The organism is Candidatus Nealsonbacteria bacterium (assembly GCA_019923625.1).
GTDB lineage: Bacteria > Patescibacteriota > Minisyncoccia > Minisyncoccales > RBG-13-42-11 > JAHXGN01.
The window spans coordinates 22,662-47,252 of sequence record JAHXGN010000001.1 but is presented as its reverse complement, the minus strand read 5'-3'; the positions used below and the strand labels follow the sequence as shown (position 1 = coordinate 47,252).

General features: G+C 36.9%; 22 protein-coding genes, 1 rRNA gene and 1 pseudogene. All 24 read left to right on the top strand.

Annotation, left to right across the window (positions count from 1 at the left end):
* The first annotated feature begins 54 nt into the window (after window positions 1-54).
* The 24 genes and pseudogenes from tpiA (at window position 55) to recA (ending at window position 24,579) form a co-directional block, all read left to right on the top strand.
* Entirely contained in the window at window positions 55-774 is a 720-nt protein-coding gene (tpiA, locus tag KY055_00235) for a triose-phosphate isomerase (protein ID MBZ1345066.1), read from the top strand.
* Between the two features lie 31 nt (window positions 775-805).
* A complete protein-coding gene (locus tag KY055_00230; protein ID MBZ1345065.1) occupies window positions 806-1,315 on the top strand; it encodes a ribonuclease H-like YkuK family protein in 510 nt (169 codons plus the stop codon).
* Window positions 1,316-1,337: 22 nt separating this feature from the next.
* Complete coding sequence (locus KY055_00225) at window positions 1,338-2,702, top strand: hypothetical protein (protein ID MBZ1345064.1); 1,365 nt, start codon at window positions 1,338-1,340, stop codon at window positions 2,700-2,702.
* A complete protein-coding gene (locus KY055_00220) occupies window positions 2,686-2,829 on the top strand; it encodes a hypothetical protein (protein MBZ1345063.1) in 144 nt (47 codons plus the stop codon). Before KY055_00225 ends, KY055_00220 begins: the two co-directional genes overlap by 17 nt.
* 71 nt (window positions 2,830-2,900) lie before the next feature.
* The gene (locus KY055_00215) at window positions 2,901-3,947 is read left to right on the top strand and encodes a hypothetical protein (GenBank protein ID MBZ1345062.1); all 1,047 of its coding nucleotides are present in this window, start codon (window positions 2,901-2,903) and stop codon (window positions 3,945-3,947) included.
* A gap of 138 nt (window positions 3,948-4,085) precedes the next feature.
* Window positions 4,086-4,310, top strand: coding sequence for a translation initiation factor IF-1 (infA, locus tag KY055_00210; GenBank protein MBZ1345061.1), 225 nt, complete (start codon window positions 4,086-4,088; stop codon window positions 4,308-4,310).
* Between the two features lie 104 nt (window positions 4,311-4,414).
* Entirely contained in the window at window positions 4,415-4,528 is a 114-nt protein-coding gene (rpmJ, locus tag KY055_00205; GenBank protein MBZ1345060.1) for a 50S ribosomal protein L36, read from the top strand.
* A 202-nt stretch (window positions 4,529-4,730) separates the two neighbouring features.
* Entirely contained in the window at window positions 4,731-4,928 is a 198-nt protein-coding gene (locus KY055_00200; GenBank protein ID MBZ1345059.1) for a hypothetical protein, read from the top strand.
* A complete protein-coding gene (locus KY055_00195) occupies window positions 4,925-5,194 on the top strand; it encodes a hypothetical protein (GenBank protein MBZ1345058.1) in 270 nt (89 codons plus the stop codon). Before KY055_00200 ends, KY055_00195 begins: the two co-directional genes overlap by 4 nt.
* 105 nt (window positions 5,195-5,299) lie before the next feature.
* A complete protein-coding gene (rpsM, locus tag KY055_00190) occupies window positions 5,300-5,689 on the top strand; it encodes a 30S ribosomal protein S13 (protein MBZ1345057.1) in 390 nt (129 codons plus the stop codon).
* Window positions 5,690-5,700: 11 nt separating this feature from the next.
* Window positions 5,701-6,153: a 30S ribosomal protein S11 gene (gene rpsK, locus KY055_00185; GenBank protein ID MBZ1345056.1), complete on the top strand. Its 453-nt coding sequence runs from the start codon at window positions 5,701-5,703 to the stop codon at window positions 6,151-6,153.
* 75 nt (window positions 6,154-6,228) lie between these two features.
* Window positions 6,229-6,858 (top strand): 30S ribosomal protein S4, encoded by a 630-nt coding sequence (gene rpsD / locus KY055_00180; protein MBZ1345055.1) that lies wholly within the window; start codon window positions 6,229-6,231, stop codon window positions 6,856-6,858.
* Window positions 6,859-6,933: 75 nt separating this feature from the next.
* Window positions 6,934-7,740 carry a DNA-directed RNA polymerase subunit alpha gene (locus KY055_00175; protein ID MBZ1345054.1) on the top strand — a complete coding sequence of 269 codons (807 nt, stop codon included), beginning with the start codon at window positions 6,934-6,936 and terminating at the stop codon, window positions 7,738-7,740.
* On the top strand, window positions 7,706-8,056 hold the full coding sequence (gene rplQ / locus KY055_00170) for a 50S ribosomal protein L17 (protein MBZ1345053.1): 351 nt from the start codon (window positions 7,706-7,708) through the stop codon (window positions 8,054-8,056). Before KY055_00175 ends, rplQ begins: the two co-directional genes overlap by 35 nt.
* A gap of 24 nt (window positions 8,057-8,080) precedes the next feature.
* The gene (rplM, locus tag KY055_00165; GenBank protein ID MBZ1345052.1) at window positions 8,081-8,428 is read left to right on the top strand and encodes a 50S ribosomal protein L13; all 348 of its coding nucleotides are present in this window, start codon (window positions 8,081-8,083) and stop codon (window positions 8,426-8,428) included.
* Between the two features lie 2 nt (window positions 8,429-8,430).
* Window positions 8,431-9,111, top strand: coding sequence for a 30S ribosomal protein S9 (gene rpsI / locus KY055_00160; GenBank protein MBZ1345051.1), 681 nt, complete (start codon window positions 8,431-8,433; stop codon window positions 9,109-9,111).
* 193 nt (window positions 9,112-9,304) lie between these two features.
* Window positions 9,305-9,745, top strand: a complete 441-nt coding sequence (locus KY055_00155) for a hypothetical protein (GenBank protein MBZ1345050.1) — start codon at window positions 9,305-9,307, stop codon at window positions 9,743-9,745.
* A gap of 11 nt (window positions 9,746-9,756) precedes the next feature.
* On the top strand, window positions 9,757-9,933 hold the full coding sequence (locus KY055_00150) for a hypothetical protein (GenBank protein ID MBZ1345049.1): 177 nt from the start codon (window positions 9,757-9,759) through the stop codon (window positions 9,931-9,933).
* Between the two features lie 421 nt (window positions 9,934-10,354).
* Window positions 10,355-12,047 (top strand): 16S ribosomal RNA (locus KY055_00145).
* Window positions 12,048-12,446: 399 nt separating this feature from the next.
* Entirely contained in the window at window positions 12,447-13,094 is a 648-nt protein-coding gene (locus tag KY055_00140) for a hypothetical protein (GenBank protein MBZ1345048.1), read from the top strand.
* 957 nt (window positions 13,095-14,051) lie between these two features.
* Entirely contained in the window at window positions 14,052-17,360 is a 3,309-nt protein-coding gene (locus tag KY055_00135) for a DNA-directed RNA polymerase subunit beta (GenBank protein MBZ1345047.1), read from the top strand.
* A gap of 120 nt (window positions 17,361-17,480) precedes the next feature.
* Window positions 17,481-20,887: pseudogene (rpoC, locus tag KY055_00130) on the top strand (DNA-directed RNA polymerase subunit beta').
* Between the two features lie 276 nt (window positions 20,888-21,163).
* The gene (locus KY055_00125) at window positions 21,164-23,404 is read left to right on the top strand and encodes a DNA translocase FtsK (GenBank protein MBZ1345046.1); all 2,241 of its coding nucleotides are present in this window, start codon (window positions 21,164-21,166) and stop codon (window positions 23,402-23,404) included.
* Window positions 23,405-23,583: 179 nt separating this feature from the next.
* Window positions 23,584-24,579 carry a recombinase RecA gene (gene recA / locus KY055_00120; GenBank protein MBZ1345045.1) on the top strand — a complete coding sequence of 332 codons (996 nt, stop codon included), beginning with the start codon at window positions 23,584-23,586 and terminating at the stop codon, window positions 24,577-24,579.
* The last annotated feature ends 12 nt before the right edge of the window (window positions 24,580-24,591 follow it).

The window sequence follows — 24,591 nt, the reverse complement described above, 5'->3', positions numbered from 1 at the left end:
CGCCCCTTCGCTGTGACGCTTGGGTAGTTGAAGGAAATTTGTATCAAACAATCAATGAAAAAGATATTAGTTGTTGCCAATTGGAAATGTAATCCGGCAACTCTAAAAGGAGCTAAGCTCCTTTTTAATTCAACAAAGAAGGGGATTAAGGGCATAAAAAATGTAGAAGTTGTTATTTGCCCACCATTTGTTTATTTACCGATTTTGTCATCAGTCATCAGTCATCAGCCATTGGTCAAATTGGGCGCTCAGGATTGTTTTTGGCAAGAAAAAGGCGCCTTTACCGGGGAAATTTCTCCAGCAATGCTTAAAAATTTAGGAGTGGACTACGTAATAATCGGTCATTCCGAAAGAAGAAAATATCAGAAAGAGACCGATGAAATGATTAATAAAAAACTAAAGGCCGCCCTTAAACAGGGATTAAAACCAATATTATGCATTGAGAACGTTTCTCAAATACCGAAATTCTTAAAAAAACGAGGCGATTTTAGCGGTCTTACTGAAAAAGAATTATCAAGTTTAATTATTGCTTACGAACCAATTTCTGCTATTGGAACCAACAAGCCCTGCAGTATTGATAAGGCAAAAAAAATAAGAATTACTATTGAGGAAAAATTAAATAAAAATATCCCCATTCTTTACGGCGGAAGCGTTAATTCTGAAAATACTGTCGGTTATATCCGAGAAGCCGGTTTTTCCGGTCTTTTACTCGGGGGCGCCTCTCTTAATATTCAAGAATTTTTTCAAACCCTGAAAAATCTTAACCTAGTTTGACTTTTCAGGAAAAATTTGTTATTTATTATTTATGAATAATTTTTCAGAAGGTTTTTTTTATAATCCCAGTCAAGGGAATTTAAGATTCAATCAGATGATTGGGGAAATTTTAAATTATATTAATGAAAAACCGGAAAAATTTTACGATATTATTGTTGGTTGTGATTCTTCTTCTGGTCAAGAACCCAATTTTCCTTTAGCAGTGGTGATTTTAAGAAAAGGGGAGGGCGGACGTTTTTTTCTTAAAAAAATTAATTATAAAAATCGAAGGTTTTATAATTGGAAAACAAGGGTTTTAGAAGAAGTTTTATTATCATGTGAATTAGCCCTCTATTTGAAAGAAAATTTGTCAAAAAAATTAAAAACCATTTCTGAACCAATAGATTATCAATTTCGCTACATTCATGCCGATATTGGCAAAAATGGTTTAACCCGGGAAATGATAAAAGAAATAACGGGACTGATTAAAGGTAGCGGTTTTGAACCAAAAATTAAACCCGAGGCATTTGCCGCTGCCACAGTAGCCGACCGTTTCTCATAAACATTTTATTTATAATTAAATAATGAAATGGTTTTTCCCAAGGAAAAAAGAAAAAGAATTTTTTGTCAGTTTGGATATTGGCAGTCAGGCGATAAAATCTCTAATTTTTAAAAAAGAAAAAGAGAAATTTTTTATTTTAAAAAGCTTTTTGGAATATTTTGAAAAAGATGAGGATTTAGAAATAGAGATTATTAAAAAAAATCTTTCTTTTGCCGCGGCTTGGATAAAAGAAGAGAAAGGAAAAATAAAATCCTTAATTATTGGTTTACCCCCTCATGCTTTAAAAGAGAAAATTTATCATCAGTTTTTAATCAGAGAAAGCGAAACAGAGATTATTAAAGAAAAAGAAAAAAATGAAATTTATCAAAAAATTTTTCAAAGAACCAAAAAACAAGTTTCTCAAAAATTAGCCGGGGATTTTGGAATTTTACCGGAAGATTTCCATTTTCTTTCTTTAAGAGTTTTAGAAATAAAAATTAATGGCTATGAAATACCAGTTTTGGAAGGATATCAAGGAAAAAATTTGGAGTTTAAAATTTTAGCCGCCTTTTTACCCAAGGTCTGTTTTGAAAACCATCAAAAAATTTTCAAAGAATTAAATTTTCGCGGAGAAGAAGGTTTATCTTATTTGAGCCAAACCCAGGGATTAATTTCTTTTGTTGAAAACAATGAAAGGTCAGACGGCATTTATCTTGATATCGGCGCCAAACTAACCAAAATTTTTATTTTTAAAAACAAAAAAATAGAAGCGCTTGATGAATTTCCAGTCGGGGCGAATTTTTTTGACGAAAAGCTTTCTCAAAAATTGGCAATGAGGTTAAAGGAAGCCAGAATTTTAAAAGAAAAATATTCAAAAAAACTTTTAAGTTTAGAAACAACCAACAAAATTAAAGAGTTTTTTTCTTTTGAAAAAAATGAATGGTTTAAAAATCTTAAAATAAAATTGGCAGAAATGACCCAAATAAAAATTTTTCCCTCAACCATTTTTATTTTTGGCGGAGGAAGTCTACTTGAAGAAATCAAAGAAATTTTAGAAAATGGCGATTGGCAAGAATTTTTTTTCATAGATGGACCTAAGGTAAAATTCATTTACCCGAGCGCAGCGAAGGGTGGAGATGAAGGCGAAGCCCTCAGCGACTACCCGAGCGCAGCGAAGGGTGGAGATGAAGGCGAAGCCCTCAGCGACTACCCGAGAGCAGCAAAGGGTGGAGATGAGGGCGAGGCCCTCAGCGACTACCCGAGCGCAGCGAGGGGCGGAGAAGAAGGAATCTTCTTCGACTATTCGGAAAATTTTAAAAACATTGAGAAAATAAACAAAAAAGATTTTAATAATCCTCAATATACCCCCAATTTTTTATTCCTTCTTGATTATGAGAAAAAAACCTAAAAAAATTATTGATATTTTTCCACCCAAAACACCTTTTTTTGAGGAAAATGAAACAACGGCTTCATCAGATTTGAGAAAAAAAATAAAAAATGGGTTAAAATTTTTGGCTCGGTTTTTGTTTTTTTAATAATTACTGCTTTTTCCCTTCATTTTATTTTTTCCAAAGCCGAAATTATAATTTGGCCGGAAACAGAAAGATTGAATTTTAAAAAAGAAGTTAGGGTGGTCGAAGAAGAAATATCGGTTCCAAGCCCCCTTAAAGAAAAAATTATTCCAGCCAAAATTTTAGAAAGAGAAGACACTTTTAGCCAGGAGTTTTCTTCTACTGGCAGGGTTTTGAAAGAAGGAAGGGCTAAGGGTTTTATTCGGGTCTACAATAACCACTCAACCTCTCCTCAGGTTTTAGTGGCTAACACTCGTTTTGTTTCCGGTGATGGAAAGTTATTCCGCTCAATTAAAAGAGAAAGAATTCCGGGTCAAAAATGGGAAGGGGGAAGATTAGTTGCCGGATTTATTGATATTGAAGTAATAGCCGCTGAGGCTGGTCAAGAATATAATATTGGTCCGTCTAATTTTTCTATTCCAGGACTGGCCGGTACCCCGCTATTTTTTGCTCTTCATGGCCAATCTTTCCAGCCAATGGAGGGTGGTTTTAGGAAAAAAGTGGCTCAAGTAACTAGTCAAGATTTAAAGGAGGCGGAAAATATCTTAACGGAAAAATCAAAACAAAAAAGTAAAGAATCCCTCAAATTAGAAATCCCTTCGGGTTTATCTTTACTCAATCAGGCAATTTCCCAAGAGATTATTAGCAGTTCTTTTTCAAAAAAAGCCGGCCAGGAAGCAGAGTCCTTTACTTCTGAAGTCAAAATTAAAACCAAGGGATTGGCTTTTCAAAAAGCGGAACTTGAAAAATTCATTCAAAAACATATTGAAGAAAATTTACCAGCCGATAAACTTTTTCTTAAAGAAAGTTTAAATTTTAATTCTACTCTCAAATCGGTTAATTTTGTTGAAAACGAAATGATTTTAAGTTTGGAGGTTGGGGGCAAAATTTTTCCGGTAATTGACAAGAATTTTATTAAAAAAGAATCAATCGGCAAATCAATCCAAGACATGAAATTGTTTTTGAAAGAACAACCGGAAATTAACAAAATTGAAATTAAAACATTCCCTTTTTGGCTTCAAAGAATCCCGGCCGATTTTGAACGAATTAAAATTAGTCTAAAGTTTGACCCCGTTAAATAGACCCTTTGGTCTAAAATCTTTCAGATTTTATTTAACTGGGTTGACCCCGTTAAATAGACCCTTTGGTCTAAAATCTTTCAGATTTTATTTAACTGGGTTGACTAATTTTGAGATATTTGTTATTTTATTAACAGATAGATGAATCAAAATAAAAAAAATATAATAAGAAAGAGCGGAATGGTTTTTGAGACCTTACCCAATGTCAATTTTAGAGTCAGGTTTGACGATGGACAGGAATCCCTTTGCCATTTAGCCGGAAAATTAAAAATTTATAAAATTAAAATTTTGCCCGGAGACAGAGTGACGGTAGAAATAAATCCCTCTGATACAAAAAGAGGAAGAATAGTATATCGTGGCCGCTGAAATAACGTTGATAACTAGGCTGAATAGACGTTGAAAATATATCAGCTTAAATCAGCGGAAGAGGTCGCCGAAGGCGACCGACTAATTTTTCACGAAGTGAAAAAATGAAGGTACAGTCATCAATTAAAAAAATTTGCCAAAAATGTAAAATCGTTCGTCGAAAAGGACGACTTTATGTAATTTGTGAAAACCCAAAACATAAACAAAGACAAGGGTAAGGGGAAAATGGGGTCAACTCTATTTTACGCTAACTAATGTTAGCGAAAAGCGTGAAGCGAAAAATGAAAAACCACAACGTAAAATTCAAAACTGGAAATTCGTCAAAGCTAAGCCTTACTTGACCCCTTTACAAGGATTGGGGATTGGGAATAGTAATTTTTGATTGACAAAGGTTAAAAAACTGGATAAAATAGAATTATCATGGCTAATATCACTATTACTGAGACAAAATTAAAAAATTTGTTTAGAGAAACCCTGAAAGAAGTGTTAACTTCGGAATTTATGAAATTGAAGGCGGATTTATTTCCGTTTGTTTCTGAAAAAGAACAGAAAGAAATTGAAAGATTATACAGAAAGCCAACACGCAAAGTTGCTAAAAGCGTCAAATTCAAGATATGAATTGGCAGATAGACCTTCATAGCCGGGCGCTAAGGTTTCTGGAAGTGAATAAAATTTCTCAAAATGAGATTATCGAAATCATAAAGAAAACTCTCAAAAAATTTCAAGGAGAGGATGTAAATATTGATATCGTTAAGATTAAAGGCAAATGGCTCGGGTTTCATAGAATCAAAATCGGCAAATTAAGAATTATTGCCGAATTTAATTTTGAAAGGAAAAGAGTTTATGTTGAAGTCATCGATTGGCGCGGCAGTGCTTACAAATAAAAAAAGAAAATTAAAATAGGAATAAGGTGGTTCGAGGGGACGAAGGGACGAAGAAGCAGCTCTCAAGGGCGGGATTCATTTCAATTCGTAATTCGTTGATTATTTATGCCACGTATTGCCGGGGTGAATATCCCCGAAAAAAAACAAATAGAGATTGCCTTAACCTATATTTATGGGATTGGCTTATCTTTAGCCAAGAAAATTTTAAATGAAGCGAAAATATCATTTTCGGTTAGAGCAAAGGATTTAACGTCGGAAGAAACCAATCGTTTAAGAGAAATTATTGAAAAAAAATATAAAGTTGAGAGCGACCTGAAAAGAGAAATAATGATGAGCATTAAAAGATTAAAAGATATTGGTTGTTGGCGAGGGATTCGTCACCTAAAAGGTTTGCCGGTTAGGGGTCAAAAAACAAAGAAAAATACCAGAACAATAAGAGGAAATATTAGGAAATCCGTTGGCTCGGGCAAAAAACCAGCCCCAACACCAACCTAAATCAACTTAATATGGGGAAAAAACGTATTGTTGCTAAAACCGAACAAGAACTTCTTAAGGAAAGAGAAAAAATAGAAACAAAGATTCAAAAAGAAACAAAAATCGCCATTCCCTCTAAAACCCAAGAGGGGAAAATTTATATTTTTTCTTCATATAATAATACGTTAATGAGCTTAACGGATAAAAAGGGAAATGTTTTATATTGGACGAGCGCCGGCAATATCGGCTTTAAGGGAACAAAAAAAGGCACCCCCTTTGCCGCTTCTAAAACCGGGGAACAGATAATTCAAACCGCCCAGAAAATGGGAATCAAAAAAATTGAAATTTTAATAAAAGGGGTTGGAGCTGGTCGGGATTCAGCCCTTCGTTCAATCGCTGCTCGAGACCTGGAAATTACTTCAATCAGAGACGTTACGCCAATTCCCCATAATGGCTGCCGTCCACCGAAAGTAAGAAGGTTGTAAGGCGGGGCGAAGAGACTTCGTCTCTTCTTCCCCCTCGCTTCGCTCGGGAGGGCGATGTTTATCAGGTATTGATTTATGGAAAATTCAAAATGTAAAATTTGTCGGAGATTGGCAATAAAACTTTTTTTAAAAGGAGAAAGATGTTTTTCTCAAAAATGTCCAATGATTAAACGACCTTATCCCCCCGGTCTAACCGGAAAAAGAAGGAAAAGAACTCTTTCCGAATACGGAAAAGAATTAAAAGAGAAGCAAAAATTAAAAAATTGGTATCATTTAAGAGAACGTCAGTTCAAAAAATATGTCAAAGGAGTTTTAAAAAAAAGAGGTAGGGTTGAAGATCTTGACCTTCTTTTGATTGTGGCACTGGAAACAAGATTAGATAATGTTATTTTTCAATTAGGATTTACTCCTTCTCGTCTTCAAGCCAGACAATTAATAAGCCACGGTCAATTTTTAGTTAATGGTAAAAAAGTCAATATCCCTTCTTATCAAGTAAAGAAAGGAGATAGAATTAATATTTCACTTCAATCGCAGAAAAAAAATATATTCAAAAACCTGCCAACTTTATTGAAAAAACAACGTCTTCCTGTTTGGTTAGAATTAAATCTTGAAAAATTGGAAGGAAAGGTGTTAAGAGTTCCCGCTTTGGATGAAGTAATACCTCCGGCCGAATTATCATCTATTTTTGAATTTTATTCACGTTAAATATCAACACTAATATATCGATATACCAATTATTCATATTATTGGTATAAATTCGTATATTAGTATCACTTTATTATGATACCTCTTTTTCTTAAACCAAAAATTATTGAAAAAAAAGGAAACAAAGCAACATTTGAAATTGAAGCCCTTTATCCCGGTTATGGAGTGACAATCGGCAACTCCTTAAGAAGGGTTTTATTTTCTTCTCTACCAGGAGCAGCTGTTACTCAAATGAAAATTAAAGGGGTCTCTCATGAATTTTCTACTATCCCCGGGGTTTTAGAAGATGTAATTTCTATTATGCTTAATTTGAAACAGATGAGATTTAAAATTTTTAGCGATGAACCCCAAAAAGCGATTTTAAAAATAAAGGGTGAGAAAAAAATAAATGGTTCTGATTTTGAATTACCCAGCCATGTTGAATTAATAAATAAAGATGTTCATATCGCCACCTTAACCGAAAAAAAGGCAGAATTAGAAATGGAAATATTAATTGAAAAAGGAATAGGTTATCAACCGAAAGAATTAAAAAAAAGAGAAAAATTAGAAATAGGGGTAATTCCCCTTGACGCCATTTATAGCCCGGTAAGAAAAGTGGCCTTTAAGGTTGAGAATATGAGGGTTGGAGAAAGAACTGATTTTGATAAACTTAATTTAGAAATTGAAACCGATGGCACTTTAAAACCAGAAGAAGCTCTTTTTCAGGCCTCAGATATTTTGATTAAACATTTTTCTTTAATTTCCGAGACCTTTGCTCCCTCTTTGGTTAAAATTCCCAAAATTCGGGAAAAAACCCAGAGACAAAAGAAAAAAAGTCGGTTAAAAAAACAGGTTCTTTCTAAAAAAGATGAAAAAAAGAAAAAAGGGAAGAAAACTAAATAGAAAAAGAGACCAAAGAAAGGCCTTGTTGAGAAGCTTGGCAAGCTCTCTTTTTTTGAAAGAAAAAATTAAAACAACCGAGGCAAAAGCCAAAGAGGTGCGACCATTTCTTGAAAAAACAATTACCAGGGCCCAAAAAAACAATTTGACCTCGCGAAGATTATTGCTTCAAAAATTTTCACCAAAGGTAGTAAAAAAAATAATAGAAGAAATTGCCCTTAGATATAAAGAAAAAAAGGGCGGCTATACCCGGATTATTAAGTTGGGGCCGAGAAAATCAAACGGCGCCAAAATGGCCATTATTGAATTAATAAAATAATTTTAAATTTCAAATTTTTAAATTATGGAACGTAAGACCCACACCATTGATGCCACTGACAAGGTTTTAGGCAGATTGGCAAGCGAAATTGCCATATTATTGCGGGGTAAGCACAAGCCAGATTTCGTGCCATATAAAGATGTGGGTGATTTCGTGCTGGTTAAAAATGTAGAAAAAATTAAATTAACCGGTAAAAAAATGGAGAAAAAAAAATACTACCATCACTCGGGTTATTTAGGCAGTCTTAAAGAAACTCCATTAAAAATAATTTTTAAGAAAAATCCAGCCAAGGTTTTGAAAATGGCCATTTACGGCATGTTGCCGAAAAACAAATTAAGAGAGAAAATAATTAAAAAATTAAAAATAGAATAAAAATGCCGATAGAAAAAAATAAAAAAACAAAGCTCAATGAAACTATTGCTTCTTCTTGCGCTGAACCTGACGATAGGAAGGTGAGGCGTGAGAAGAGAACAGAGTTCTCTTCGAACGTTGAACCCGACGATAGGAAGGTGGGGCGTGAGAAGAGAACAGAGTTCTCTTCGAACTCCCTCGCTAGCGCTCGGGAAATTGAGAAAAAACCGAAAATAAAAAAAATAGAAAAGACCCCCCCTAAGGAAAAACTGCCTCCGAAAGAGGATAAGAAACCAAAACTTCCACCTAAACCAGAAAAGTATCTTGAAGCAATCGGTCGGAGAAAAACAGCCATAGCCAGAATCAGGATTTTTACCCAGGGAGAAAGGGTTTTTTTGGTTAATGAAAAACCTTATAATCTTTATTTTCCAACCCTTGAACTTCAGCAAATTACTACTGCTTCTTTGGAAAAAATGAAGTGTTTTGATAAATTCCGGATTTTGATTAAGGTTAAAGGTGGAGGAATTCATTCTCAAGCCGAAGCTATCAGACACGGGATTGCCCGGGCTTTAATTTTATTTAACCCCGATTTCAGAAAAAGATTAAAAAAGGCCGGTTATTTAAAACGCGATCCCCGTAAAAAAGAGAGAAAAAAATTCGGCTTAAAGCGCGCCCGCCGCGCGCCGCAGTGGCAAAAACGGTAAATCCGCTCGGCAACGAAGTTTCAGAGTACCGATAGTTCAAATTTCCAGCGAAATTTGACTATCTAAATTCTCGGTCTGTTGTCCCGACTTTGTCGGGAGCCATGCCAACAGACCTGCGAAATTTACTCTGAAACTTATTGCCTCGCTCCTGTTATAAGAATAAATCCGCTCGGCAAGCGCGTAATTATTTTATATGTTAAAGGAACTTATTGATAAACTTTATTTGGATAAAGAAAGAGAAAAAAATGAAAGAAGGAACAAAGAAAGAGCCAAATTTTATATTAGTGAAGCTGGAAAATGTCCGAGAAGTATTTTTTTTAGATTTAAGAAAGCTCCGGCCAAAGAAATTGAAGCTGAAAAATTAAGATTATTTGAGTACGGAAACTATATTCATCAATTAATTTTAAGACCCCTTATCAGTTTAAGGTTAATAAGGGCAACTGAGATTGATATTCCTCCTCAGGAAATAGTTTCCGGCCGGGCCGATGCTATTATCAGCCTTGAAGGAGAACCCTATGTTTTAGATATTAAAAGTATCAGCGGCCGAATGAATTTGGAAAAAATGACAGAACCGAAAATAGAAGATTCTTATCAAATTCAGCTCTATCTCCATTATTTTGGAATTAAAAATTAGTCAATAAACTTTTGATTAATTTTGAAGAATTAAAATCAAAAATTAAAGCAAATATTCTTCCCGAAAGATTATCGGTCTTTCCAACGGGCTGGCAATGTCAATATTGCGAATTTTTTGAAATTTGTAAGTTGGCCGGCGGAAAAAATATTAAATGGGAAGATTTTAAAAAGAAAATTGAAGAAATATAGTCTCTTCTCCGCTGTTTTCAACACAAATTTCAGGGTCGTTTTGCGTTAGAAATGGCTTTCATTTGGGGCTCATCTTGTTGTACAAGACTGGACTTGACAAAAGTTTTTTTAAAAAGTAAAATTTAAAGACAAGTAAAAGAATAAAGAAAACATGGCAAAGAAAACAAAAAAGAAAAAGTGTTGCAGTTGTTGATTATTTTCTTTTTCGGGTAGTAATACCGGGGAAGAAAAACATAAAAAGGAAAGAACCTTGAAAATTGAATCGGAACGGAGTGAATGGTAAATTCACTATCGTTCATTTAGTTTTTTTGAGTTGTCCCGAATGTCCCCTTACGGGGACACCGCTGATATGACGCTGATGAGTACGTTGATTAAAATTCAGCGGAAATCTTTTTTCAGCGCAACTTCAGCGTATTATTGAGGATTTGATCCTGGTCCAGGATGAACGCTGGCGGCGTGGATAAGGCATGCAAGTCGTATGAGTCAGTGCTTCGCACTGACACGCGGATAAACGTAGATTGGCGGTTGCTTTGCAACCGGACGCGGATAAACGCGGATAATTTTTCCGCGTAAATCCGCGTTGCGAGCGAAGCGAGCCCTAATCCGCGTAAATCAGCGTGCCAATGCGGAGCATTGGCTAATGGCGAACGGGTTAGTAACACGTAGATAACCAACCCCTGAGATGGGAATAATTTGTCGAAAGACAAGCTAATACCCAATGATCCGGGAACCGATTTGTGTTTGTAAGTATGGAAATTCCGAGCAGTTCTTACAGATATAAATCGGTTCCTGGTAAAAGGTTCGCAAGAACTGCTTAGGGATGGGTCTGCGGCTTATCAGCTAGTTGGTGAGGTAATGGCTCACCAAGGCGATGACGGGTAGGCGGTGTGAGAACATGACCGCACGGGCCCCACTCCTACGGGAGGCAGCAGCCGAGAATATTGGTCAATGGGCGAAAGCCTGAACCAGCGACGCCGCGTGCTTGAAGAAACCCTTCGGGGTGTAAAGAGCTTTTCTGGAGGAAGAACCCTGCCCCCTATGCTCGTGACTAAGTTTATCTAGTTTCATTATCTTTTTTTAACGTGGTGAATTAGATAGCTTTGGTGATGAGCCTAGGGGGCGGGGTGACATTATTCCAGGAATAAGGGGGTGCTAACTCTGTGCCAGCAGCAGCGGTAATACAGAGCCCCCAAGCGTTATCCGGATTTATTGGGCGTAAAGAGTCTGTAGGCGGTTTGGTAAGTCTAGGGTTAAAAACTTCGGGCTTAACCTGAAGAGTGCCCTAGAAACTACTTAACTAGAGGCCGTTAGGGGCTGATGGAATGGTCGGTGTAGGGGTGAAATCCGTTGATATCGACTGGAACCCCAAAAGCGAAGGCAATCAGCTGGAACGGATCTGACGCTGAGAGACGAAAGCGTGGGGAGTAAAAAGGATTCAAGAGGATACTCGAGAATAAAAGACATCGCATACCGCGGTTTGATTCTCGAAGTTTTTGGATCCCTTCCTTGTCTTGGAGGAAGAAATAATCTGGCTATATGCTGGAAAACCTGTGTATCTAGAGCTACTTATATGTTATAATTATTATATTAATTATCTCTTTAAGTGACAAAGCTACTAGTGCAGACAATCAGCAGGAAACCGCAGCACATAAAGCATCATGTGTTCGGGATCCTCAGAGACTATATGCCAGATATCTCAAAACAGATAAGTAAAGACCTTGCTTCTCTATTGGCAATATTATTTACTGATGGGTGTGTTTCTCCTAAAAAGAAAAATAGTTGGAGGATTTATTTTTCGAACTCGTCAGAAATTCTCATTCAACTATTTCGAGATTGTATGGTGAATATATTTGGACTGGATAAAGAACGGATAAGAATTGGCATAATTACAGATGGATTTTATAGAGCAGTTGTCAATTCAATTGAGATAAAGATATAGTCCGACCTCTACGGCGACGTAGAGAGATAGACAGAAATGCTCTATCCCTCCTCCGCTTACGGAGGAAAGTAACAAAAGTGAGATACCTTTGTAGTCCACGCTGTAAACGATGGACACTAGCTATTTGAAGTGTCGACCCTTCAAGTGGCGAAGCTAACGCGTTAAGTGTCCCGCCTGGGAAGTACGGCCGCAAGGCTAAAACTCAAAGGAATAGACGGGGACTCACACAAGCGGTGGATCATGTGGCTTAATTCGATAACAAGCGAGGAACCTTACCAGGGCTTGACATTCCACTAAAATTCCGTTGAAAAATGGAACTACCCACAAGGATAGTGGAACAGGTGCTGCATGGTTGGTCCCGCCCTCTATGCTCGTAGAATAATAGTAAGCGAAATCAATTAGAAATTAAATCTTATTATTCGCTAAATAAAAATTCGACGGGCTTAGAGGGCGGGATACGACCCCTCGTGGAGTAATCCACGATGAAAAACCAGCTCATAACGGTGAAACCCGAGCCCCGCCCCCTGTGCTGTTTAATATTGGTTATATTCTTGATAAAATAGAAGAATATATTATGGAAATAAAAAACTTGAAAAACAGCTTAGGGGGCGGGGTGGGCAACACCGTGGGAAGTGCGAGTACTAATTTTTGTAATTTCTTCTCAAACGAGAAAGACGCTTATATTCTCGGTCTTTGGTGCGCTGACAGTTATTGGTGGGCAAGTTCAGTAGGATTAAGTAATACCAACCCTGATTTAATTGAAATGTTTAGAAAATTTTTGAAAAGAATTTTTCCAAAAAACAGAATAAAGTTTAACCGGAACCATTTATTCGTAAATAGTCGTCCATTATTGAGAGAATTTAGAAGAGCTAAAGCTAATTTAGAAAGTTTAAAGAAAGAGAAAGAGAATATAATAAAAGCCTATTTCGCTGGCAGATTCGATGGAGATGGTTCAATTGATAAAAACTTACGGAATGATTGTCGGATTGTTTATGGGAGAGAAGGTGAAGCTGAGAAAGATAAAGAGCTTCTTAAAAGAATTGGCATTAGTAATGTAAGAGTTTATTACTACAAAACTGCGAAAACATTTTGTCTTTATATTTCTCGTTATGAGGTGAAAAAATTTTTGGAAAGTATTTTACCCTATTCAGTGAAGTTACAAAAATTAGTACTCGTACCCCGTAGAGACTTAACTCTTGCTAGGGTTAAGAGAGTTAAATGATGGTACAACCCATCATTAAACGCTGGTCCCGTACTAAATACGGGAAATGGTATAGTCCATACCATAAGTAATTATGGAGAAATATGGTCGTCAGCAGGTGCCTTGAGGTGCTTCCTTAAATGGGGAAACCTGCGCAACCCCTATCCCGCGTTACAAGTGTCGCGGGAGACTGCCTCGCCCTCTATGCTTTATGTATTTATTTTAAATTGAAGTTATAGAGCCTAGAGGGCGGGGAGGAAGGTGGGGATGACGCCAGATCAGCGTGACCCTTTGATGCCCTGGGCTGCACACATGATACAATGGTAGTTACAAAGAGTTGCCAAGGCGTAAGCCGGAGCTAATCTCATCAAAAGCTACCTTAGTTCGGATTGAGGTCTGCAACCTGACCTCATGAAGCCGGAATCGCTAGTAACCGTGAATCAGCCACGTCACGGTGGAGAATAGCCGAAACCTCGCCCTCTGCGCTTTATTTATTAAATGAAGTTATAGAGTTTAGAGGGCGGGGTTAAGCTGAGCTCAGTGAGAAGGCGTAAGTCGTAGATGTAAACTACTTGTTGCGACCTTTTAGGAGTAATCCTAAAAGAAAATTACGAAGTAAAAACAAAGTATTGAGAAGAGAACAAAATTCTCTTCGAATTAAATCTTATCTTCTTGGAGCATTACACGATGGAACATTCAGAGGATGATGATATAGTCCATGCTCTATAGCGATATAGGGAAAAACATGAACAAGGCACGGGTAGGGGAACCTGTCCGTGGATTATTGTTGGTTTGCGAGAATTCTCAAACTAACCTTAGGGTGTTGATCTTATCACCTTAAAACGAGATCCGGGACAACTCCAAAAAACTAACAAATTCACCCCATTAGAAATTTTGTCTTGAGAATAACCCTTTTTTAAAATTAATAATCGGATTTGTGCCCTAAAAACTGCTCAATTTAGGGTTTTTTGTAGTTTTATGAAAATTAAAAACTTCAGCAAGTCAAAAATTTCTTTTCCCCTTTCTCATTTGTTAATTCTTCAAAAAGAATGCTGGCAGAAATTTTGGCAAGAGGATTTAAAAGAACTTTTTTCGGAAATCTCGCCAATTAGAGATTATAGCGGAAAAGAATTGGAACTCTGGTTTTTAGATTATAAATTAGACGAGCCAAAATATAAAACCGATTTGGAGGCAAAACAAAACAGCGACTCTTATGAGGTTAACCTGAGGGTAAAAACCAGATTAATTAATCTGAAAACTAAAGAAATTAAAGAACAAGAAGTTTTTTTTACCGATTTCCCCTTAATGACTGAAAGGGGAACTTTTATTGTTAATGGAGTGGAAAGAGTGGTATTTTCTCAACTAATTCGCTCTCCGGGCGTTTTTTTTACGGCTGAAAATGTTTTGGGAAAAAATTATTTCGGAGCAAAAATAATTCCCAATCGGGGCGCCTGGCTGGAATTTGAAACCGATGGCTCGGGCTTTATCGGAGTTAAAATTGACAGAAAAAGAAAAATTCCAGCCACCACTCTTTTACGGGCTTTTGGAATAGAAGAAAAATCAATGAAAGAAATTTTTCAGGATGTTGATATTGACCCGGAAATAAAATATCTTGAAGAAACGTTTTCCCGCGATATTACCCACAATCAATCAGAAGCCCTGATTGAAATTTACGACCGACTAAGGCCCGGGGACTTGGCTACACCTGATACGGCCCGAGAATTAATTGAAAATATGTTTTTTAATTTTAACAGATATGATTTGTCAAAAGTAGGGAGGTGGCGGATGGGACAACGTCTTGACGTTGAAATCAAAAACTTGCCCGGTATTACCTCGCCCTTTTCCAAAGGAGTGGGGCTGGTGCGGGGTCAAAAATCCTCAAAGGATCCCACTCTTAAGTTGAGGGCCGGTCCAACAGGCCAGGCAAAAATCAAAAATAACGACGAAGAAATCACAACGAAAGATAGGGTTTTGAAGCCAGAAGATATTGTGGCGGTAATGCGCCAAATTATTAAATTAAACAATGACCCTGAGGGGAAGCCGGACCAGATTGACCATTTGGGAAATCGCCGAGTCCGACTTTTAAATGAATTATTAATAAACAGATTAAGGGTTGGTTTTATGAGAATAGAAAGAGCTGTCAAAGACAGAATGTCAACCCTTGATATTTTAAACTTAACTCCATCCCAATTATTCAACCCTCGGCCGATTATGATGATAATTAAAGGGTTTTTCACTTCTTCTCAAGTTGCCCAATTTATGGACAATGAAAACCCTTTGGCTGAATTAGAACATAAAAGAAGGTTATCATCTACTGGACCAGGAGGTTTAGTCAGAGAAAGAGCTGGATTTGAAGTAAGGGACGTCCAGCCGTCTCACTATGGCCGAATTTGTCCCATTCAAACTCCGGAGGGCCCGAATATTGGTTTAGTTGGCTATTTGGCTTCTTTTGCCAAGGTTAATCCTTACGGTTTTATTGAAACACCTTATTTTAAAGTTAAAGATGGCCGGGTTACTCAAGAAGTTCATTATTTTAACGCTTATGAAGAAGAAAAATACAATATTGCTTCTGGTGGAGTATTGACCGACGAAAAAGGAAATATAATTGCCGATAAAGTTGAGGCCAGAATAAAAGGGGAGCCGGGTTTGATTGAAAAAAATAAAATTGATTTTATTGATGTCTCTTCTGAGCAATCCATTTCTATTTCTACTTCCCTTATTCCTTTTTTACAAAACAATAATGCTAATAGAGCCCTAGTGGGTTCCAATACTCAAAGACAGGCCATTCCTTTAATCAAACCGGAGGAACCTTTAGTGGCTACCGGAGTGGAAGAAACAATAGCGAGAGATTCGGGTCAAATAATAATTGCCGAGGAAGATGGTTTGGTTCAAGAAGTTGATGCCGCTCATATTGTTGTAAAATCAGAAATCAAAAACCAAAAACCAAAAACCTATAATTTAAAGACCTTTATCAAAACCAATCAATATACTTGTTTTCACCAGAAGCCCATAGTTGAAAAAGGTCAAAAAATCAAAAAAGGCGATATTTTAACCGATGGAGCGGCTATTAAAAACGGGAAATTGGCTTTGGGCAAAAACATTTTAGTCGCTTTTATGCCCTGGCGGGGAGGCGGTTTTGAAGATGCAATTTTAATTTCTGAAAAATTGGTTAAAGAAGATGTTTTCACTTCAATTCATATTGAAAATTTTACCTGTGATATCAGAGAAACAAAATTGGGACCAGAAATTACCACAGCCGATATTCCCAATGTTTCCGAAGAAAAATTAAAGGACTTAGACGAAGAAGGAATTATCAGAATTGGAGCGGAAGTTAAAGATAATGATATTTTGGCTGGTAAAATTTCTCCCAAAGGAGAAAGCGACTTAACATCCGAAGAAAGATTACTTCGGGCTATTTTTGGCGAAAAAACCAGGGAAGTAAAAGACACTTCTTTAAAAATGGAACATGGGAAAAAGGGGAGAGTGGTCGGAGTAAAAATTTTTTCCCGGGAACTCGGTCATAAATTAGAACCCGGCATAATAAAAAAAATAGAGGTGGAGGTGGCTGAAATCAGAAAAATTAAAGCAGGAGATAAATTAATCGGTCGGCATGGCAACAAAGGGGTTATTTCTAAAATTCTACCAGAAGAAGAAATGCCTTTTTTAGAAGATGGCACTCCGGTTGATATTATTTTAAATCCAATGGGCGTTATTTCCAGAATGAACATCGGTCAAATTTTAGAAACCCATTTGGGTTGGGCAGCCAAAAAAATGGATTATATTGCCATTTCCCCTAGCCTTAATGGGGCAGAAGAATCCGATATTAAAAAAGAGCTTATTCGAGCCGGTTTGCCCCAAAACGGTAAAGTTACTTTATATGATGGCTGGACAGGTCTTCCCTTTTCGGAAAAGGTAACGGTTGGCTATATGTTTTTAATGAAACTTATTCATATGGTTGATGACAAAATTCATATGAGGTCAATTGGTCCCTATTCTTTAATTACTCAGCAGCCCTTGGGAGGTAAGGCTCAATTTGGCGGTCAACGTTTCGGTGAAATGGAGGTCTGGGCTTTAGAGGGTTATGGCGCAGCTCATACCCTACAAGAAATGTTAACCATCAAATCAGATGATGTTTTGGGCCGGGCGGCAACTTATGAAGCAATTCTAAAAGGAGAAAAAATAAAAACCCCCAATGTTCCTTCCTCTTTTAATTTATTGGTTTCAGAATTAAAATCACTGGGATTGAATGTAGAAGTCAAAGAGAAACCAAAAGAGCAAAGCTCTTAAATGTCTAATTCCTAATTGACCTAATGTCTAATCAATGTCCAATGCCTAATTATTTTTTTAGTCATTTTGTCATTAGTCATTAGGATTTGATTAGAAATTAGAAATTAGAAATTTTCATTTATGAGAGTAGAAGATTTAAAAACCATAAGAATAAAATTAGCTTCACCAGAAGATATTTTAAGCTGGAGCCGCGGTGAGGTGACAAAATCAGAAACAATAAATTATAGAACCCAGAAATCCGAGAAAGACGGTCTTTTTTGTGAAAAAATTTTTGGACCGGAAAAGGATTACGAGTGTTATTGCGGTAAATACAAAAGAATCCGCTATAAAGGAGTGGTTTGTGACCGTTGCGGGGTGGAAGTAACGAAATCTCAAGTTAGGCGGGAAAGAATGGGTCATATCAAATTAGCCAGAGTAATTTATTTTACGGCTTACATTATTACCAGGGTCTCTGGGGAGGCGAAAAAGAAAATTTTGGAAAAAATTGAGAAAGAATACAAATTAAAGCTCAAAGAGCAAAGCTCAAAGCGCAAAACTAAAACTAAAAACTTAAAACTTAAAAAACCAAAGCTGGGAGAATTAAAGTCGGCGAGGGATAGGGCGTTCGAGGAGGTGTTGTCAATTAAACCCCTGAAGGTTTTATCTGAGATGGAGTATCAAGACTTATCTTTAAAATACGGCGAAGTTTTTGAAGCCGGTACTGGCTCGGAGACCCTAAGGAAAATTTTTGAAAATATTAATCTTAAAAAAGAAATTGAAAAATTAAAAAAAGTTCTGGAAGAAACAAAAACACCGGAAACAAAAAGAAAAATTTTAATAAGATTAAGATTTTTTAAAGGAATGGAGGAAAAAGGAATTAGTCCGGAATGGATGTTTTTAACTGTTTTGCCGGTTTTACCTCCGGATTTAAGACCGATGGTTCAGTTAGACGGCGGTCGATATGCTTCTTCTGACCTGAACGACCTTTACCGAAGGGTTATTAATCGAAACAATCGCTTAAAATATCTTTTAGAAATAGGGGCTCCCGAAGTAATAGTTCGAAATGAAAAAAGAATGCTTCAAGAAGCAGTTGATTCTTTAATTGACAATCCGATGAGAAAAAGAGTGACTACTCAGGCGACAACCGGCGGAAAACGGCCTTTAAAATCTTTAGCCGATATGCTTAAAGGAAAACAGGGCAGATTCAGACAAAATCTTTTGGGAAAAAGGGTTGATTATTCCGGTCGAAGCGTTATTGTTGTCGGTCCGGAGTTAAAACTTCATGAATGCGGCATTCCTAAAAAAATGGCTTTAGAGTTATTTAAACCCTTTATTATCAGAAAACTTCTGGAAAAAGAACTGGCTTTTAATGTTAGGGCGGCTACCAAGTTAATTGAAGAAGAACAAGAGGTGGTTTGGCAATCGTTGGAAGAGGTGGTAAAAGACAAACTTGTTTTATTAAATAGGGCTCCCACCCTTCATCGATTGGGGATTCAGTCCTTTGAACCGCGTTTAATTGAAGGCCAAGCAATAAAACTTCATCCTTTGTTTTGTAAGGCTTATAATGCCGATTTTGACGGTGATCAGATGGCGGTTTACCTTCCTCTTTCCGAAGAAGCCCAAGAAGAATCCAGAAAAATTATGTCATCAAGTTTGAATTTACTGAAACCGGCGACCGGTCCGAAGTCTCTTCGCCCTCCGAAAAATTTTTTGGAAATTTCGAAGAAGCCCTATTGGCTTATGAACATGGTCAAATTGATTTAAGAGCCAAAATTAAAATCAGAATGACTACTAACTTTCTTGAGACAAGCGTCGGCCGGATTATTTTTAATCAGATTCTGCCCGAGGGTTTTCCTTTCCAAAATACGACCATAAAAACCAAAGATTTGGAAAGAATAGTTTCGGGAATTATTAAAGATTATCCCTTGGAAAAAGTTGAAAAAACCTTAGATAAAATTAAAGATTTGGGGTTTGAATATTCAACGCTTTCAGGAGTTTCTTTTGGCATGGACGATTTAATTATTCCGACCCAAAAACCAAAAATCATTGAAGAAGCCGAAAAAGAAATTGAAAAAATTGAATCATATTTTAAGGATGGTTTTTTGACCAAGGAAGAAAAGAAAGACAGGACGATTGAAGTTTGGCAAAGAACAAAATCAGAAATTGAAAAATTAGTCCCTCAAACCCTGTCAGGGGACAGTTCTGTTTTATCTATTATTGAAGCCGGGGCCAGGGGTTCCCTGACCCAATTAACTCAAATGACCGGAATGAAAGGATTGGTGATTAATCCAATGAGTCAAACCATTGAGTTGCCGGTTAAAAATTCTTACAAAGAGGGTTTGAGTGTTTTGGAATATTTTATTTCCACTCATGGCGCCAGAAAGGGAGTGGCCGATACGGCCCTAAAGACCTCAACAGCCGGTTATTTAACCAGACGATTGGTTGATGTTAGTCATGAAGTAATGGTAAGCGAAGAGAGTTGCGGAGACAAACAAGGAATTGAGATTTTTAAAAAAGAGGCAGAGGAAATCGGCCAAAATTTTCTTCAAAAAATCATTGGTCGGGTAATTTTAGACGAGATAAGGGGAATTATAAAAAAGGGAGAAATTATTGATTTAGAGAAAGGCGAGGAAATTATTAAAAAAGGAACGGAAAAAGTAAGGGTTCGTTCTCCTTTAACTTGTAAAACAATCAGGGGTATTTGCCGAAAATGTTATGGCTGGGATTTGGGTTCAAATCAAATGGTTAAATTGGGAACAGCCGTCGGAGTTTTAGCCGCTCAATCGATCGGGGAGCCGGGAACCCAATTAACAATGAAAACCTTTCATATCGGCGGAGTGGCCGGAGGGGTGGATATTACTTCCGGTTTGCCTCGGGTTCAGGAAATTTTTGAACTAAGAATCCCGAAAGGAAAAGCGGAGATATCCAAAGAGGACGGAAAAGTTTTGGAAGTTCTTCAAGAGGGAATAATAAAAATAAAAAATAAAACTCTAAAGTCGGAAATTATTGAATACAAAACTCCAATTAATTTCTCTATCTGGGTGAAACAAGGTGAAAATATTGAAAAGGGTCAACAACTTTGCGAAGGCAGTTTGGACTTAAAAGAATTATTTAAACTGACCAATAAAGAAAAAACTCAGAATTATATTATAAAAGAAATTCAAAAAATTTACGTTTCTCAGGGCGTCGCTATTCACGATAAACACTTGGAAATAATAGCCAGACAAATGTTTTCCCGAATCAAGATTAAAAATCCGGGCGATAGTAATTTCATCTCCGGTGAAATTTTAGAAAAAAGCAAATTCAAGGAAATAAACAATGTCCTTAAAAAAGAAAACAAAAAAATAGCTGTTGGCATTCCCCTTTTATTGGGAATTACCCAGGTGGCTTTAACTACTGATAGTTTTTTATCAGCTGCTTCTTTTCAAGAGACATCGCGGGTCTTAATCAAAGCGGCTTTAGAGGGAAAAGAAGATAAACTCTTAGGAATGAAAGAAAATGTCATCATTGGTCGTCTTATCCCGGCCGGAACCGGCTTTAGAAAATAATTTAAAAGGGTAAAGTCTGAAAAACGGACCTATTTGTTCGTAATTTAGCTTAAAGCATCAGAAGCTCAGCAATCAAGTTTCAAGTCACCGGCTGTTAAAATCCCAGCGAGATTTTACAGCCTGCGTTCTCGGCTTGTTGTCCCTCACTTTGTTCGGGAACCATGCCAACAAGCCTGCGAAAGCTGCCTTGAAACTTATTGCCTCACTTCTGAAATCGGTCCGGGAAATCGAACTTTACCCTTTAAAATGTGGTATTATAAAATCAAATGTTCAATAATGCCCAATAAAAATAAAAAGCCAAAAAAAATACTTCTCAAAAATTCAAAAGAAAAAAGATTTTCTCTTTTTATTTTACCCCAAAACATTAAAAAATGGATGGTAGTGATTTTGATGTTTTTGCTGGCTCTAATTTTAATCCTTTCTTTTTTCAATTTGGCTGGTCCGGGTGGAGAGTTTTTAGTTAAAAATATTTATTTTTTGATTGGAGGAACGATTTTCATTTTTCCCTTGTTTTTAGCCATAGGCGGATTGTTGTTTTTTTATAGTAAAGAAAAAAAATTTTGGGGGCTGTTTCTTTTAGCCATTCTTTTTTTTATTTTTTCTATTTCAGGAACTTTGGAATGTTTAAGACCAGGATATCGGATCGGCGGATATATCGGTTATTTTAGCCGTCCTTTTCTTAAAATTTTCGGTTTTTGGGTAACCCAATTGGTTTTAACCGGTTTTTTCTTTATAGCTGTTTTGATTTTTTGGTATTTATTTTTTCCGCCCTTGTTGGAAAAAGATAAGTTGGAAAAAGGAAAGATTGAAAAAAAGCAAAGTTTGATTAATAAATTAGTCAAAAAAATAATCAAGCAGCCAGAACCGAAGTTTAAAATAAAAGAAATTCTACCGCTAGCCCAACCCAGAGAGGAGGTAAGGACTGGAGTTGAATTAAAACCGGTTGAGCTGAAAACAAAACCATTAATCCAATTAAAGACCTCCGAATATCAGGCTCCTTCCTTAGATTTATTAGAGCCTGAAACCGAAATTCCTAATAGCGGCGATATCGGATTAAATTCAGCCATTATTAAAAAAACATTACAAAATTTTGATATTCCGGTTGAAATGTCAGAAGTTAATATCGGTCCGACCGTTACTCAATATACTTTAAAACCGGCCGAAGGAATAAAACTTTCAAAAATAACCACCCTCTCCAATGATTTGGCTTTGGCTTTAGCCAGTCATCCAATTAGAATTGAAGCTCCTATTCCCGGAAGATCGGTAGTCGGGATTGAAATACCCAATAAACAAAGGGCCCAAGTCAAATTGAGAAATTTAATTGAAAACAGGATTTTTCAGGAAGGACTATCTAATTTAATGATTGTTTTGGGTCGAGATGTTTCCGGAAATCCAGTTTATGCCGATTTGGCCAAAATGCCCCATCTTCTGGTGGCAGGCAGTACGGGCACGGGCAAAACAATTTTTCTAAACTCTTTGATTTTAAGTTTGCTTTTTCGGCCGCCAACCAATTTCAATCATTTTGGGGGACAGCCGGAAATTTTAAGATTTATTTTAATTGACCCAAAAAGAGTGGAGTTTCCGGTCTACAACGATATTCCCCATCTTTTATCTCCGGTAATTTACAATGCCCAAAAAACAGTAAATGCTTTTTCCTGGCTGGTTTCCGAAATGGAAAGAAGGTTTGAAATTTTGTCTCAATCTAAAACCAAAAATATCAGGGGTTACAATGAAATAGCTTTTAAAGAAGAAATTCCGGTTCTTCCTTATATTGTCGTAATTGTTGACGAATTAGCGGATTTGATGGCGGCCAAAGGCAGGGAAGTAGAAGCCGGTATTATCCGGCTGGCCCAGATGTCCAGAGCAGTTGGCATTCATTTAGTGGTTGCCACCCAAAGACCTTCGGTGGAAGTCATCACCGGTTTGATTAAAGCCAATATTACTTCCAGAATTACTTTTCAAGTTGCTTCTCAGGTTGATTCCCGGACGGTTTTGGATATGGCCGGAGCGGAAAAACTTTTAGGAGCCGGTGATTTACTTTATGCTTCGGCTGAAACCGCCAAACCCAAAAGAATACAGGCCTCTTATGTTTCGGAAAAAGAGGTAAAAAAAGTGGTTAATTGGTTAAAATTAAAAAGCAGGGGAGATGAATTTAAATTTGAGGAAAAAATTTTAGAAAATGAATTGACTAAGGATTTGGGTCGGGACTTACAATTTTCAGGAAATGAAAAGGATGACTTTTGGGAAAATGACCCTCTTTATGAGGAAGCAAAAAAAATAATAATTGAAGCTAGAAAGGCCTCTGCTTCTTTATTGCAAAGAAGATTAAGAATTGGTTATGCCCGGGCGGCTCGACTCCTTGATATTTTAGAAAAAAAAGGACTTGTTGGGCCGGCTGACGGCGCCAAACCAAGAGAGGTTTATTTTGAGTCGTTAGATGAAGATAAATCTTCATTCCCCCCTATTGACCCTCAAGAAGGGGATCAAGAAGGGGAAGATGGATGGCAAAAAGTTTAATGACTAATTTAATATTTTGAGAGTGTTGAATAATTCTCTATTCCCAAGAGCTGGATAGAGGCCCGTCCTCTATCTATAAGATTAGCGGGGGTCAAACCGGTGATAAATTTCTTAAAAAAGGTAATCATTCAACGTTTTCATTTTGACAATTATCATTTAAAATTATATCTTTAAAAAAGATGGTAAAACAAAAAAAATCTCAAACTGAAAAAGGAGACCTTCAAGAAACAATTGAAGAGATAAAACAAAGATTTGGCGAAGGAGCAATAATGAAATTGAACGAAGTAAGGGCGGTTGATGTTGATGTCATTCCCACCGGTTCAATTTCTTTGGACTTGGCTTTAGGGGTGGGCGGGGTGCCGAGGGGGAGAGTAATTGAAATTTATGGTCAGGAAGGCAGCGGCAAGACAAGCTTGGCCCTTCATATTTTAGCAGAAGCTCAAAAGAAAGGGGGAGCAGTGGCTTTTGTTGATGCCGAACATGCCTTAGACCCGGATTGGGCAAAGAAAATCGGAGTTAATATAGATGACCTTTTAATTTCTCAACCCGATTCGGGCGAAGAAGCTCTTCAAATTGTGGAAACATTGGTCAAGTCCGGAGAAATTGATGTTATTGTTGTTGATTCGGTGGCCGCCTTAACTCCAAAAACGGAAATTGAAGGAGAGATTGGCGAGTTTCAAATCGGGCTTCAAGCCCGCTTAATGAGTCAAGCATTAAGAAAGCTTTCCGGTATAATTTCCAAGACAAAAACAGTGGTTATTTTTTTGAACCAGACCCGAATGAAAATAGGAGTGATGTTCGGCAATCCGGAAACTACGTCCGGTGGTTTGGCTTTAAAGTTTTATTCTTCGCTCAGAATAGAATTAAGAAGAATAGGTCAAATAAAGCACGGAGATGAAATTATCGGCAGCCGAATCAAAGCCAAAATCGTCAAAAATAAAGTGGCCGCCCCTTTTAAAGTCACCGAATTTGATATTTATTACAATGAGGGAATTTCCCAATATAGCGATATTATAAATACCGGCTTAAAATACGGAGTTATTAAGAAATCCGGTTCCTGGTTGCAATATGAAAATACAAAACTTGGTCAGGGAATGGAAGCCAGTAGGACTTTTTTGAGAGAAAATCCAGAAACCCTTGAAAAGATAAGAGAAGCAATAACCAAGAATATTTAAAAACCCGAAATT

What these genes read in the sequence shown, in the direction of transcription:
- tpiA (MBZ1345066.1), top strand. Translation starts at nt 55, where the DNA reads ATGAAAAAGATATTAGTTGTTGCCAATTGGAAATGTAATCCGGCAACT.
- KY055_00230 (MBZ1345065.1), top strand. Translation starts at nt 806, where the DNA reads ATGAATAATTTTTCAGAAGGTTTTTTTTATAATCCCAGTCAAGGGAAT.
- KY055_00225 (MBZ1345064.1), top strand. Translation starts at nt 1,338, where the DNA reads ATGAAATGGTTTTTCCCAAGGAAAAAAGAAAAAGAATTTTTTGTCAGT.
- KY055_00220 (MBZ1345063.1), top strand. Translation starts at nt 2,686, where the DNA reads ATGAGAAAAAAACCTAAAAAAATTATTGATATTTTTCCACCCAAAACA.
- infA (MBZ1345061.1), top strand. Translation starts at nt 4,086, where the DNA reads ATGAATCAAAATAAAAAAAATATAATAAGAAAGAGCGGAATGGTTTTT.
- rpmJ (MBZ1345060.1), top strand. Translation starts at nt 4,415, where the DNA reads ATGAAGGTACAGTCATCAATTAAAAAAATTTGCCAAAAATGTAAAATC.
- KY055_00200 (MBZ1345059.1), top strand. Translation starts at nt 4,731, where the DNA reads ATGGCTAATATCACTATTACTGAGACAAAATTAAAAAATTTGTTTAGA.
- KY055_00195 (MBZ1345058.1), top strand. Translation starts at nt 4,925, where the DNA reads ATGAATTGGCAGATAGACCTTCATAGCCGGGCGCTAAGGTTTCTGGAA.
- rpsM (MBZ1345057.1), top strand. Translation starts at nt 5,300, where the DNA reads ATGCCACGTATTGCCGGGGTGAATATCCCCGAAAAAAAACAAATAGAG.
- rpsK (MBZ1345056.1), top strand. Translation starts at nt 5,701, where the DNA reads ATGGGGAAAAAACGTATTGTTGCTAAAACCGAACAAGAACTTCTTAAG.
- rpsD (MBZ1345055.1), top strand. Translation starts at nt 6,229, where the DNA reads ATGGAAAATTCAAAATGTAAAATTTGTCGGAGATTGGCAATAAAACTT.
- KY055_00175 (MBZ1345054.1), top strand. Translation starts at nt 6,934, where the DNA reads ATGATACCTCTTTTTCTTAAACCAAAAATTATTGAAAAAAAAGGAAAC.
- rplQ (MBZ1345053.1), top strand. Translation starts at nt 7,706, where the DNA reads ATGAAAAAAAGAAAAAAGGGAAGAAAACTAAATAGAAAAAGAGACCAA.
- rplM (MBZ1345052.1), top strand. Translation starts at nt 8,081, where the DNA reads ATGGAACGTAAGACCCACACCATTGATGCCACTGACAAGGTTTTAGGC.
- rpsI (MBZ1345051.1), top strand. Translation starts at nt 8,431, where the DNA reads ATGCCGATAGAAAAAAATAAAAAAACAAAGCTCAATGAAACTATTGCT.
- KY055_00155 (MBZ1345050.1), top strand. Translation starts at nt 9,305, where the DNA reads ATGTTAAAGGAACTTATTGATAAACTTTATTTGGATAAAGAAAGAGAA.
- KY055_00140 (MBZ1345048.1), top strand. Translation starts at nt 12,447, where the DNA reads ATGGAAATAAAAAACTTGAAAAACAGCTTAGGGGGCGGGGTGGGCAAC.
- KY055_00135 (MBZ1345047.1), top strand. Translation starts at nt 14,052, where the DNA reads ATGAAAATTAAAAACTTCAGCAAGTCAAAAATTTCTTTTCCCCTTTCT.
- KY055_00125 (MBZ1345046.1), top strand. Translation starts at nt 21,164, where the DNA reads ATGCCCAATAAAAATAAAAAGCCAAAAAAAATACTTCTCAAAAATTCA.
- recA (MBZ1345045.1), top strand. Translation starts at nt 23,584, where the DNA reads ATGGTAAAACAAAAAAAATCTCAAACTGAAAAAGGAGACCTTCAAGAA.